The organism is Pseudonocardia pini, from assembly GCF_013870575.1.
GTDB classification, from domain to species: Bacteria; Actinomycetota; Actinomycetes; order Mycobacteriales; family Pseudonocardiaceae; genus Pseudonocardia; species Pseudonocardia pini.
The window spans coordinates 1-12,032 of the sequence record NZ_JACBXB010000084.1; the positions used below are offsets into that span (position 1 = coordinate 1).

The 12,032-nt window shown below is 72.1% G+C and carries 12 protein-coding genes and 2 pseudogenes; 11 read left to right on the forward strand and 3 right to left on the reverse strand.

Annotated elements, in window-relative coordinates; all coding sequences use genetic code 11:
• The 8 genes and pseudogenes from H5J29_RS07945 to H5J29_RS34810 all read left to right on the forward strand — a co-directional run.
• A partial coding sequence (locus H5J29_RS07945) for an acetyl-CoA hydrolase/transferase C-terminal domain-containing protein (RefSeq protein WP_281375893.1) occupies positions 1–127 on the forward strand: 127 nt, incomplete at its 5' end.
• Positions 124–1,041 carry a hydroxymethylglutaryl-CoA lyase gene (locus H5J29_RS07950; protein WP_181780265.1) on the forward strand — a complete coding sequence of 306 codons (918 nt, stop codon included), beginning with the start codon at positions 124–126 and terminating at the stop codon, positions 1,039–1,041. The genes H5J29_RS07945 and H5J29_RS07950, both read left to right, overlap by 4 nt.
• 50 nt (positions 1,042–1,091) lie before the next feature.
• Positions 1,092–1,850, forward strand: a complete 759-nt coding sequence (locus tag H5J29_RS07955; protein WP_181780266.1) for an SDR family oxidoreductase — start codon at positions 1,092–1,094, stop codon at positions 1,848–1,850.
• A gap of 31 nt (positions 1,851–1,881) precedes the next feature.
• Complete coding sequence (gene menB / locus H5J29_RS07960; RefSeq protein WP_181780267.1) at positions 1,882–2,745, forward strand: 1,4-dihydroxy-2-naphthoyl-CoA synthase; 864 nt, start codon at positions 1,882–1,884, stop codon at positions 2,743–2,745.
• Between the two features lie 11 nt (positions 2,746–2,756).
• Positions 2,757–3,539 carry an enoyl-CoA hydratase/isomerase family protein gene (locus H5J29_RS07965; protein WP_181780268.1) on the forward strand — a complete coding sequence of 261 codons (783 nt, stop codon included), beginning with the start codon at positions 2,757–2,759 and terminating at the stop codon, positions 3,537–3,539.
• Positions 3,540–3,549: 10 nt separating this feature from the next.
• A complete protein-coding gene (locus H5J29_RS07970; RefSeq protein WP_181780269.1) occupies positions 3,550–4,596 on the forward strand; it encodes an LLM class flavin-dependent oxidoreductase in 1,047 nt (348 codons plus the stop codon).
• 13 nt (positions 4,597–4,609) lie between these two features.
• Complete coding sequence (locus H5J29_RS07975) at positions 4,610–5,407, forward strand: enoyl-CoA hydratase/isomerase family protein (RefSeq protein ID WP_181780270.1); 798 nt, start codon at positions 4,610–4,612, stop codon at positions 5,405–5,407.
• A pseudogene (locus tag H5J29_RS34810) lies at positions 5,407–5,631 on the forward strand (enoyl-CoA hydratase-related protein); the annotation flags it as partial. The gene H5J29_RS07975 and the pseudogene H5J29_RS34810, both read left to right, overlap by 1 nt.
• 141 nt (positions 5,632–5,772) lie before the next feature.
• On the opposite strand, the pseudogene H5J29_RS36145 reads toward H5J29_RS34810, so the two are convergent.
• The 3 genes and pseudogenes from H5J29_RS36145 to H5J29_RS07995 all read right to left on the reverse strand — a co-directional run.
• A pseudogene (locus H5J29_RS36145) lies at positions 5,773–5,904 on the reverse strand (hypothetical protein); the annotation flags it as partial.
• Positions 5,861–6,058, reverse strand: coding sequence for a ferredoxin (locus H5J29_RS36500; RefSeq protein WP_181780271.1), 198 nt, complete (start codon positions 6,056–6,058; stop codon positions 5,861–5,863). The gene H5J29_RS36500 and the pseudogene H5J29_RS36145, both read right to left, overlap by 44 nt.
• Complete coding sequence (locus tag H5J29_RS07995; protein WP_181780272.1) at positions 6,055–7,326, reverse strand: cytochrome P450; 1,272 nt, start codon at positions 7,324–7,326, stop codon at positions 6,055–6,057. The genes H5J29_RS36500 and H5J29_RS07995 overlap by 4 nt, the downstream gene beginning before the upstream one ends.
• A gap of 222 nt (positions 7,327–7,548) precedes the next feature.
• Here H5J29_RS07995 and H5J29_RS08000 point away from each other — a divergent pair, with 222 nt between their 5' ends.
• The 3 genes from H5J29_RS08000 to uraD form a co-directional block, all read left to right on the forward strand.
• Complete coding sequence (locus H5J29_RS08000) at positions 7,549–8,727, forward strand: LLM class flavin-dependent oxidoreductase (protein ID WP_181780273.1); 1,179 nt, start codon at positions 7,549–7,551, stop codon at positions 8,725–8,727.
• Positions 8,728–8,780: 53 nt separating this feature from the next.
• The gene (locus tag H5J29_RS08005; protein WP_181780274.1) at positions 8,781–9,635 is read left to right on the forward strand and encodes a TetR-type transcription factor C-terminal domain-containing protein; all 855 of its coding nucleotides are present in this window, start codon (positions 8,781–8,783) and stop codon (positions 9,633–9,635) included.
• Between the two features lie 493 nt (positions 9,636–10,128).
• A partial coding sequence (gene uraD / locus H5J29_RS08015; RefSeq protein ID WP_312858116.1) for a 2-oxo-4-hydroxy-4-carboxy-5-ureidoimidazoline decarboxylase occupies positions 10,129–12,032 on the forward strand: 1,904 nt, incomplete at its 3' end.

Below are 12,032 nucleotides of genomic sequence, written 5' to 3' on the forward strand. Positions count from 1 at the left end.
CGTCGTCACCGAGCACGGCGTCGCCTGGCTGCGCGGCTGCCCCCGCGACGAGTACGGCGCACGGCTGGTCGCCGTCGCCGCCCCCGAACACCGCGACGCGCTCACCCGAGCAGTGGAGGAATCATGAGCAAGCGGGTGCACATCCGCGAGGTCGGCCCGCGTGACGGCTTCCAGAACGAGCCCGAGCGGATCCCGACGGACGACAAGGTCCGGCTGATCGAGTCGCTGGCCCGGGCCGGGTTCGACCGGATCGAGGTCGCGAGCTTCGTGCGGCCGGACGTGATCCCGCAGCTGTCCGACGGTGTCGAGGTGCTGAACCGCATCGACGTGCCGGACAGCGTGCGGCTCATGGTCCTGATCCCGAACAGCAAGGGCCTCGACAACGCGCTGAAGGTGCGGGAGCGCTTCCACGAGGCGGCGATCTTCGTGAGCGCCTCGGAGACGCACAACAAGAAGAACGTCAACCGCACGGTCGCGGAGACCATGGCGGACAACGACGTCATGGCGAAGCGGATCGGGGCCGAGGGCCTGAACTGCGCCGCGGTGATCGCGACCTCCTTCGGCTGCCCCTACGAGGGCAAGGTCCCGCTGGACCGCGTGCTGGGGCTGGCCGAGCGGTTCGCCGAGGCCGGCGCCACGGAGATCGGGTTCGGCGACACCACCGGGATGTGCAACCCGGCGTACGCGCGGGAGTTCTTCGCCGCGGCGCTGGAGCGGCTGCCCGGCGTCGAGGTCACCGCGCACTTCCACAACACCCGCGGGCAGGGCCTGGCCAACGCCTACGCGGCGCTCGAGGCGGGCTGCACGAGCTTCGAGTCCAGCTTCGGCGAGCTGGGCGGCTGCCCGGTCCCGAAGGGCTCCACCGGCAACATCGCCACCGAGGACCTGGTGAGCATGTTCCACGAGATGGACGTCGACACCGGCCTCGACCTCCCGAGGATCATCGAGGCCGCCCGGGACGCCCAACGGGTCCTGGGCCGCACCCTGACCAGCCACTCGTTGATCGCGGGGCCGATCGACTGGCACCTGCAGGACGCCTGACCACCCCGCGTCCGACCATCCCCCCGGCGAATCGTTCGAGAAGAGGACTCATGAGCAACCGCACCGCGTTCGTCACCGGCGGCGCCCAGGGCATCGGCCAGGGCATCGCCACCACCCTCGGCGCGCACGGCTTCAAGGTCGCCGTGGTCGACCTGAACCTGGAGGTCGCCACCGCGACCGCGAAGTCCATCGTCGACGCGGGCGGCACCGCGGTCGCCGTGCAGGCCGACGTGACCGACACGGCGTCGGTCCAGGCCGCCGTCAAGACCGTGACCGAGGAGCTCGGCCCGGTCGAGATCGCCGTGAACAACGCGGGCTGGGACGACTTCATGCCGTTCCTGAAGACCACCGAGGACTTCTGGGAGCGCATCCTCGACATCAACTTCAAGGGCATGCTGCGGGTGACCCAGGCCGTCGTGCCGGGCATGGTCGAGCGCGGCTTCGGTCGCGTGGTCAACATCGGGTCCGACGCCGGCCGCGTCGGCTCGTCGCTGGAGGCGGTGTACTCCGGCGCCAAGGGCGGCACCATCGCCTTCACCAAGACCCTGGCCCGCGAGATCGCGACCAAGGGCGTCACCGCCAACACGGTGTGCCCCGGCCCGACCGACACCCCGGCCCTGCGCAAGTTCGCCGACGCCTCCGGCCAGGAGGCGGACAAGGTGATCGGCGGCATGACCCGCGCCGTGCCGATGAAGCGGCTGGCCCTGCCCGAGGACGTCGCCGCCGCCGTCGCCTTCTTCGCCTCCGACGCCGCGGGCTACATCACCGGCCAGACCCTGTCCGTCAGCGGCGGCCTGACGATGGCCTGATGCGGAGGCGGAACGAGCGGAGCAGACCGTCGTGAGGGTCTCCGGTCCGCGCCTGCCGGTCGAGTGGACGGACGTCGGGAAGGCCCTGGGCTACACCGACATCCGGCTCGACCACTCGGGCGACGGCATCGCCAGGATCACCATCGCCCGGCCGGAGGTGCGCAACGCCTTCCGCCCGCAGACCCTGATGGAGGTCTCCGACGCGCTGACCCGCGCCCGCGAGGACGGCTCGATCGGCGTGATCGTGCTGACGGGGGAGGGGCCGGACGCGTTCTGCTCCGGCGGTGACCAGCGCGTCCGCGGCGACACGGGGTACCTCACCGAGCCGGGGAGCGCCGAGGCGGTCGGCCGCTTCCACGTCACGGACCTGCACGTGCAGATCCGCAGGTTGCCCAAGCCCGTCGTCGCGATGGTGGCCGGCTACGCGATCGGCGGCGGGCACGTCCTGCACCTGGTGTGCGACCTGACGATCGCGGCGGACAACGCGGTGTTCGGGCAGGTCGGGCCGAAGGTCGGCTCGTTCGACGGCGGGTACGGCGCCGGGCTGCTGGCCCAGCAGGTCGGGCAGAAGCGCGCCAAGGAGTTCTGGCTGCTCTGCGAGCAGTACGACGCCGCCGAGGCCCTCGAGATGGGCCTGGTCAACACCGTGGTGCCGCTGGCCGAGCTGGAGACCGAGACCGTGGCGTGGTGTCGGCGGATGCTGCGGCTGTCGCCGATGGCGCTGCGGCTGAGCAAGGCGAGCTTCCACGCCGCCGAGGACGGCCTCGCCGGGATCCAGCAGCTCGCCCACGACACGAACCTGCTCTTCTACGCCACCGAGGAGGCGCAGGAGGGCCGCGAGGCGTACAAGGCCAAGCGCACCCCCGACTTCAGCGCGTTCCCGCGCCGGGCCTGAGAGGATCGACCATGAGTGACGCCGCGACCAGCGCTGTGAGCTGGGAGGACGCCGGGACCGGCGTGCTCGTCGCGACCATCGACCGCCGCCCCGCCAATGCGCTCGGCCCGCCGATCATCGACGGCCTGAACGCCGTGCTGGACGAGGCGGAGCGCCGCGACACCCGGGTCCTCGTACTGACCTCGGGGATCCCCGGGTTCTTCGCCGCGGGCGCGGACATCAAGCACATGGGCACCGTCGACGCGGAGTCGTTCACCGCCTACGGGGACCGGCTGCGCGGCGCCGTCGAGCGGCTGGCCGCGGCCGACCTCGTGAGCATCGCGGCGGTCGAGGGGGTGGCCCTCGGCGGCGGCCTCGAGCTCGCGATGGCGTGCACCATGCGGGTCTCCGGCGCGGACGCGAGGTACGGCCTGCCCGAGGTCCGGCTCGGCCTGATCCCCGGCGCCGCGGGCACCCAGCGGCTGCCGCGGCTGGTCGGGCGCGGTCGGGCCATCGACATCATGGCCACCGCGCGCCAGGTGTCTGCCGACGAGGCGAAGGCGATCGGGCTCGTCGACCGGCTGGTCGAGGCGGGCGGGGCGCGCGACGCCGCCGTCGAGCTGGCCGCAGGCCTGGCCACGCTCTCCCGCCCCGCGCTCGCCGCCGTGCTGCGGACCGTCGACGCCGCGTTCGACCTTCCTTTCGCGGACGGGAAGCGGTACGAGGTGGAGCAGATCCAGGAGCTGTTCGAGACCGGCGAGGCGCAGGAGGGGATCAGCGCCTTCCTGGAGAAGCGACCGCCGAAGTTCGCCTGAGAGGACCACGATGCTGGACACCGGATACGGCCTGACCGTCTTCACCGCGGGCCACGGACCGGACCGCTTCCGCCGGGCGGGCGAGGTCGCCCGCGCGGCGGAGGCCGCCGGGTTCTCGGCGGTCTGGGTCAGCGAGCTGTACAACCGCTCGGCGACCGTGCCGATGGCCGTCCTCGCGGGCGCCACCGAGCGGATCCGGATCGGGTCCAACATCGCCTACGGCGCGGGCCGCTCGCCGATGATCCTCGCCGCCGAGGCGCGGGACCTCGACGAGCTCAGCGGCGGCCGGGTCGTGCTCGGCCTCGGCAACGGCACCTCGGGGATGATGCGCAGCTGGATGGGGGTCGACGGCTCGGCCCCCGCCGTCCGGATGGAGGAGCTGGTCACCGTCCTCCGCAAGCTCTGGCGGCTGCACGAGGGCCCGGTCGAGCACGAGGGCCGGTTCTACTCCCTCTCCATCGCCCCCACCATCGCCACCGCGCCGCCGATCCAGGACCCGCTGCCGATCTGGACCGCGGGGGTCAACCCGCGCATGGCCCGCGCCGCGGGCCGGGTCGCCGACGGGCTCGTCGGCCACCCGATGATGACCGCGGAGTACGTCGCGCAGGTCCTGCGCCCCGAGCTCGACCGCGGTGCCGCCGAGGCGGGCCGGGACGTGCGGGTCGCGGTGTCCGGCACCAGGATCTGTGCGCTGGACGCGGACACCGAGGCCGCCCGTCGGCGGGCCGCCTTCGCGATCGCGCAGTACGCCGCGGCCCGGGTCTACGACCGGTTGTTCGCCCTGCACGGCTGGTCCGAGGCCCAGGCCACCATCCGGGCGGCGGCGAAGGCCCGGGACGGCGAGGCCATGGCCGCCGCCGTCACCGACGACATGGTCGACGCGATGGCGATCGCCTGCCGTCCCGAGGACCTGCCGCGGCTCGCCGCGCGGCACGCCGAACCCTTCGACCACCTCAACCTCACGGCGGCGCCGTGGGGTCTGGAGCCCGAGGGGCTGGAACAGGCGACCCGAGAGATCGTGGCCGCACTCGCCCCCGCCCCCACCCCTGTTCGCTGAGCCAGGAGATCTCATGTCCCCCACCACCTTTCGGCTGGACCGGCCGCGCGACGGCGTCGTCGTCCTGACCCTGGACCGACCGGACCGGCTCAACTCCATGACCGCGGAGATGTTCGCGGAGCTGGAGGCGACCGGCAGGCAGCTGGACCGCGAGCCCGGTCTGCGGGTGCTGGTCCTCACCGGGGCGGGCCGGGCGTTCTGCGCGGGCTACGACCTCGCCGCCGCCGAGCAGCTGCCCTCCCTGGGCGCGATGGGGATGCTCGACCTGCAGGAGAGCGCCGCGCGGGCGCTCAGCGCGATCCGGGGCGTGCGGGTGCCCGTCATCGCCGCGGTCAACGGGGCGGCGGCGGGCGGGGGCCTGGCCCTCGCGCTCGCCGCGGACATCCGGCTGGCCTCGCCGCGGGCGAAGTTCGTGCCGTCGTTCGTGACGATCGGCCTGTCGGCGGGCGACCTGGGGACCTCCTGGCTGCTGCCCCGGCTGATCGGCCCGGCGGCCGCCGCGGAGTTCCTCTACAGCGCCCGGACGATGGGTGCCGAGGAGGCTGAGCGGACGGGCCTGGTGAACCGGGTCGTGGCCGAGGACGAGCTGCTCGCGGCCGCCCTGGAGATGGCCGAGCAGATCTGCGGCAACTCACCCGGTGGCGTGCAGATGTCCAAGCGGGCGCTGCAGGCCAACATGGAGGCCTCGTCGTACGCGGCGGCGCTGGAGCTGGAGAACCGCGGGCAGGCGCTGCTCACCCGCACCGACGACATGACCGAGGCCCTCACCGCCTTCCAGGAGAAGCGCCCTCCCGTCTTCGAGGGGCGCTGATGGTCGCGAAGTCGCTCGTCGAGCTGGAGACGCTGCAGGTCGAGCTGCGGGAGGACGGGATCGCGGTGCTCACCGTGAACCGCCCCGAGCGCGCCAACTCGCAGACCCAGACGATGTTCCACGAGCACACCGAGGCCGCGCTGGCCCTGCGGGACAGCGGGGCGCGCGCCCTGATCCTGCGCGGGGCGGGGGAGAAGGCCTTCTGCTCCGGGTTCGACCTCGCCGAGGTCGGCGCGATCCAGGCGATGTCGGTGCGCGAGTTCCTGTTCTTCCATGCGGTCGAACGCCAGCCGTGCGGCGAGCACCGGTTCCTCGCCGGTCTCGACCTTCACGACGTCGGCGCCGAGGTCGGCGAGGATCGCCCCGGCGAAGGCGCCCGCCCGATGGGTTCCGACCTCGAGCACACGGACGCCGCGCAGGGGGGCCGTCTCGTTCGGTGTCACTCGACTCCTCTCAGACCAGGATCTGGATCGCGCCGTCCGGGCAGGACTGCGCACCGCGGGTGGCGGCGTCCTCCTGCCCGGCAGGCACCTCGACCGCGTTGCCCGCCTCGCTGTTGAACCCGTCGTCGTCCAGGTCGTAGACCGTCGGCGCGAGCTCGACGCAGCGACCGTGGGCGCAGCACAGCGCGGGATCCACGACGTACCTCACGGCGACTCCGCGGCGACGACCTCGCGGGCGCCGGGGGTGAAGACCAGCGGCAGCGTGTCCATGTTGCGCGCCACACCGCTGTTGCTGAACATCGGGGCCTCGCCCGGGGCGACCTTGAGGTCCGGCATGCGGCGCAGCACCTCGTCGAGCGCGGTCCGCATGACCAGTCGCGCCACGTGCGCGCCGATGCAGCGGTGCGGGCCGTAGGAGAAGGCCAGGTTGACGGGCACGCGGCGGTCGAGCTCGACCTCCGACGGGTTGTCCACGACCCGGGGGTCGCGGCAGGCGGCCGCCTCGGACAGCATCACCAGGTCGCCCGCCGCGATCTTCTGGCCCGCGATCTCGGTGTCCACGGTGGCGGTCCGGCCCAGGGCGGTCACCGGGGCGAAGATCCGGATGATCTCCTCGACGGCGTTGTCCCGCAGCTCCGGCTCGGCGACGAGCCGCTCGACGTGGTCGGGCCGGGTCGTCAGGTGGTGCGCCATCGAGGCCAGGGTGTGCGACGTCGTGCCGATGCCGCCGGCCAGGAAGTCGATCATCGTGAACAGCTTGTGCTCGTAAGGGGCGGGCTCACCCTCGTCCGTCTCGACCCCCGCCAGCACCACGTCCACGAAGTCGCCCTTCGGGGGCTGCTCGGCGCGCTCCTGCAGGTACCCGGTGAGGAACTCGCCGACGATGCCCCAGGCCGCGCCGCGACCCTCGCCCGGTCCGCGGATGGCGTCGTCGGTGGCCTTCTGGATCGGGCCGATCCGGTCGAACGGGACGTGCAGGAAGGAGCCGAAGAACACCCGGGCGGGGAGCTGCGCGGCGAACTCCGCGACGAAGTCGCACGAGCCGCGCTCGATGAACGAGTCGATCAGGTAGTCGGCGTGCTCCCGGATCCCGGCCTCGAGGGGCGCCACGGCCTTGACCCCGAAGTACGGACCGAGCGCCTGACGCCACCGGGTCTGGTACGGCGGGTCGATCTGGAGGGGGTAGAGCTTCATCCCGCCGTCGCCCTCGTTGCCGTGGGCCGGCTCGAAGCCCCGGGTCGAGGTGAAGGTCTTGTGGTCGACCGCGCACCGCTTGAAGTCCTCGGCGCGGGCCACGACCCAGTACCCGCCGAACGCCTCGCTGCGCGCGACCGGGCACCTGTCCAACAAGGCGTCGAGGACCTCGTCGTAGTGCTCGGTGTACTCGGGGGAGTCCAGGTCGAAGTCGGTGAAGTGATCGCGACCGCCGATCACTCCGTCGGTCTCGATGGGGGTGGTGGTGTCTTCCTGGGTCACTCCGGCCTCCGCGATGTCGTCGTTGACGGACCGTGCGAGCGTTCGCCCGCTCTGTTCGAGAGGAGACTTGCATCACGGGTTTCTACCTGTCAAGGTTCCGGTCGTCGGCACGTCTTTGGCGCGCTGTTCGTGAAATCCGAACATTAATCGCTGGTGTCGGATCCGGTCCCACGACGTCGGACGCCCCTACGGGACGGGCGTCACCTCATCTCCAGGAGAGACATGAGCACCCTGCGTTTCGGCACGTTCCTCGCCCCGCTCCACTCCGTGGCCGAGCACCCCACGGTGGCGTTGCAGCGCGACCTCGAGCTGGTCGAGCGGTTGGACGCGCTCAACTACGACGAGGTCTGGATCGGCGAGCACCACTCCGCGGGCAGCGAGATCGTCGGTACGCCGGAGATCTTCATCGCCGCCGCCGCGGAGCGGACCCGGCGGATCACGCTCGGGACCGGGGTGACGTCGGTTCCATACCACAACCCGCTGTGGGTGGCGGAGCGCATGGTGCTGCTCGATCACCTGACCCGCGGCCGGGTCATGTTCGGTGCCGGACCCGGTTCGCTACCGACCGACGGGGCGATGCTCGGGCTGACCCCGACCGACACCCGCGAGCTCCTCGGGACCAACCTCGACATCATCCTGCGGCTGCTGGCGGGGGAGACGGTCACGGAGAAGACCCTCACGCACAACCTCGTCGACGCGCGCCTGCAGTACGGGCCGTTCACCCAGCCCTGCTTCGACATCACCGTCGCCGCGGTCGCGTCGCCCACGGGCCCGCGGCTCGCCGGGCAGTACGGCGTGGGTCTCATGTCGATCGGCGCCACCCTGACCCAGGACGGGTTCGACGCCCTGGCCCACCACTGGAACGTGGTCGAGGAGCGGGCGGCGCACTACGGCAGGCCCACTCCGTCGCGCTCCGACTGGCGGCTCGTCGGCGCGATGCACATCGCGGAGACCCGCGAGCAGGCGATCAAGGACGTCGAGTACGGGATCGAGGAGTGGTTCCGCTACTTCCAGAAGGTGGCGGCGTTCCCGCAGATGGTGGTCGAGGGCGGCGACGTCAAGGAGATGGTCGACTTCATCAACGAGGCCGGGTTCGGCGTGATCGGTACCCCGGACGACGCGGCCGCGCAGGTCGAGCGTCTGTGGAAGCAGTCGGGCGGCTTCGGCGCCATGCTGCTCCAGGCCCACGACTGGGCGAATCCCGCGGCCACGGTGAGGTCCTACGAACTGCTCGCCCAGCGGGTCTTCCCGCGCTTCCAGGGCGGGGCGACGACCTTCGCCGACGCCACCCTCTCCGCCAAGCAACGCGCCGTGGACACCCGCGACGCGCACTTCGTCAAGCACGCCGACGCGATCGCGCACATGAACGAGAAGTACCGGAGCGAGGTCGCGGCGAGCTGAGCTCGGTGGTCGCCGTGGGTCGGCCCCGTTCGTGCTCCGCTACCGTGACGACCATGCACCCCGCCGTCGAGAACGTGGACGTCGGGCGTCGGGTGCGGACCGCGCGGGAGGCGACGGGGCTGAGCCTGCGGGCCCTCGCCCGCTCGCTCGGCATCAGCGCCGCGTCCATGAGTGAGCTGGAGACCGGCAAGACCCGGATCAGCGTTGTGCGGCTGGGCCGGATCGCGGAGGCGCTGGGCACGTCGATCGAGCGCATCCTGGACCCGGAGGACGTGCCCCCGCCGGTGCAGTCCCCCGAGGTCGGGGCGGGGGACTGGCGGCACTACGAGCCGCTCCGGCTCGATCCCGTGCTCGACGCGGCCATGGTGGTGTTCCTGCGCACCGGGTACCACGGTTCGTCTGTCCGGGACCTCGCCGCGGAGTCGGGCCTGTCGGTGTCGGGGATCTACCACTACCACGCCAGCAAGCAGGTCATGCTGCAGCGGATCCTCGACCTCGGCATGGACGACCTGCTGTGGCGGTGCCAGGCCGCGGTCGCGGCGGGCGCGGATCCCGTCGAGCGGTTCTGCCTGCTGGTCGAGACGATGGCGCTCTTCCACACCCATCGCCGTGAGGTCGGTTTCCTCGCCGCGAGCGAGATGCGGAGCCTCGACCCGTCCGCCCGCGCCGGCATGACGACGCGGCGCACCGCGCAACAGCGGCTCGTCGACGCCGAGGTCGCGGCCGGGGCCGCGAGCGGGCGGTTCGGCACGCGGACGCCGAGGGAGGCCTCGCGGGCGGTGGTGACCATGTGCAAGGCGATCGCCGAGTGGTACAACCCCGCAGGTCCCCTCTCTCCGGACGACGTGGCCGGGAGATACGTGCAGTTCGCGATGGGGCTCGTGCAGTACTCACCGCAGCACGGCTGACACTCACCGAGAGGCTCGACGCGGGCTGCACACAGGCCCCCGGCACCGGGGGCCCTGACCGGCACACCTGCCGGCTGACCACGCTCGACACCGACGGCAGTCCGCACGTCACCGCGGTCGGGGCGCTCTGGCGGACGGGGCCTCCTGGTTCCCGACGGGCGAGGGCACCCGCGAGGGACGCAACATCGCGCGGGACCCGCGGTGTGCGCTGAGCCTGGCCACCGCGGAGTACGACGTCGTCGTGCAGGGCAGGGCCGAGCGGGTCACCGCCGTGGTCCGTCTACCGGGTCGTCGCCGACTCCGCGACGGCGCCGGCCACCGTGGAGCCGGGTGGCGCGACCCGCAGGCGGTTCTGACGAGACCCTGTGGGATCACACAAACCCGGGGTCGGTCCGTCCGGCTCCGTTCGTGCGTGCCGCCCCTGCCCGGGGCGGGACGGCCGGGTCACCGTATGAGGCAGCTCACCCTCCGACCCGACCCCAGCGAGGTGCCCGTGCGCGCTCTCTCCCGGAAACCGGCGACCCGCCGTCGACCCCATCCCGTCGACGAGGTGCTGCCCGCGGGCAAGCTCGCCGTCTACGGCGTCCAGCACGTCCTCGCCTTCTACGCGGGCGCGGTCATCGTCCCGATCCTGCTGGCGGGCGCGATCGGCCTGTCGGAGCGAGAGCTCATCCACCTGATCAACGCCGACCTCTTCACCTGCGGCATCGCGTCGATCATCCAGTCGGTGGGGTTCTGGAAGGTGGGTGTGCGGCTGCCGCTGCTGCAGGGCGTCACGTTCACCGCGGTCAGCCCCATGATCGCGATCGGGATGGCCGCGGGCGGCGGCACCGACGGGCTGCTGGTGATCTACGGCGCGGTGATAGTCGCCGGGTTGTTCACCTTCCTGATCGCCCCGTGGTTCAGCAAGCTGATCCGCTTCTTCCCGCCGGTCGTCACGGGCACGGTGATCACGATCATCGGTCTGGCGCTGCTGCCCGTCGCCGCGCTCGACGCCGTCGGCGGCGGCTCCAACCCGGACCCGACGAACGGGCGGTACCTCGCCTACGCGCTCGGTACCCTCGCCGTCATCGTGCTGATCCAGCGGGTGTTCCGCGGATTCGCCGCCACCGTCGCGGTGCTGATCGGGCTGGTCCTGGGCACCGCGGTGGCCTGGATCCTCGGCGACGTCTCGTTCGCGTCGGTGGGGGAGTCCTCCTGGTTCGGCGTGACCACCCCGTTCCACTTCGGCTGGCCCAAGTTCGCGGGCGCCGCGATCGTCTCGATGATCGTCGTCATGCTGATCACCGCGGTCGAGACGACCGGGGACGTGTTCGCGACCGGCGAGATCGTGGACAAGCGGGTCGGCAAGGAGGACGTCGCGCGGGCGCTGCGGGCCGACGGGCTCGCCACGACCATCGGCGGCGTCCTGAACTCGTTCCCGTACACGTGCTTCGCCGAGAACGTCGGCCTCGTGCGGCTGACCAGGGTGAAGAGTCGCTATGTGGTCGCCGCCGCGGGCGTGTTCATGATCCTCATCGGGATGATCCCGAAGGCGGGCGCCGTCGTCGCGAGCATCCCGCACCCCGTGCTCGGCGGGGCCGCGCTGGCGATGTTCGCGACCGTCGCCGTCGTCGGGATCCAGACGCTGGCCCGGGTGGACTTCCACGACCACCGCAACGTCGTGATCGTCGGGACGAGCCTCGGGCTGGCGATGTTCGTGACCGCGCAGCCGGACGTCGCGAAGGCGCTGCCGGGCTGGGCGCAGATCGTCTTCGGCTCGGGGATCACGCTCGGCAGCATCACCGCGATCGTGCTCAACGTCGTGTTCCACCACGTCGGCCGCGGCCCCGCGATCTCCGGTGCGCCCGGGACGCCGACACTGCGGCTCAACGCGGTCAACCGGATGACCCGGGAGGAGTTCACGGCGGCGTTCGGGCGGCTGTTCCAGGGGCCGACCGACATCGTCGGGCGGGCGTACGACCGCAAGCCGTTCGCGGACACCGGCGCCCTGCGCACCGCGTTCCAGGAGGCGTTGTTCGCCGCGCCCCGGGAGGAGCAGCGCGCGCTGATGGCGGCCTACCCGGACCTCGGCGGCGACCTGCTGGACGACGACTCGGAGGCCGACCAGTCCTCGGCGGGCCTGACCCGGCTCGCGGACGACGACCGGGACTCCTTCGCCGCGCTCGCCGCGGCCTACCGGGAGCGGTTCGGCATCCCGCTGATCGTCTGCGTGCGCGACCATCCCGAGCGGGCCGCGATCCTCGCGGAGGGGCAGCGGCGGCTGGGCAACTCGCCGGCGCAGGAACACGCCGCGGCGCTGATCGAGATCGCCAAGGTCGCCAACCGGCGCTTCGAGCACCTGGTCGCGGAGGCGAACCCGATCGCGACCGCACGGGCGGGCTCGTTCGGGTCGGG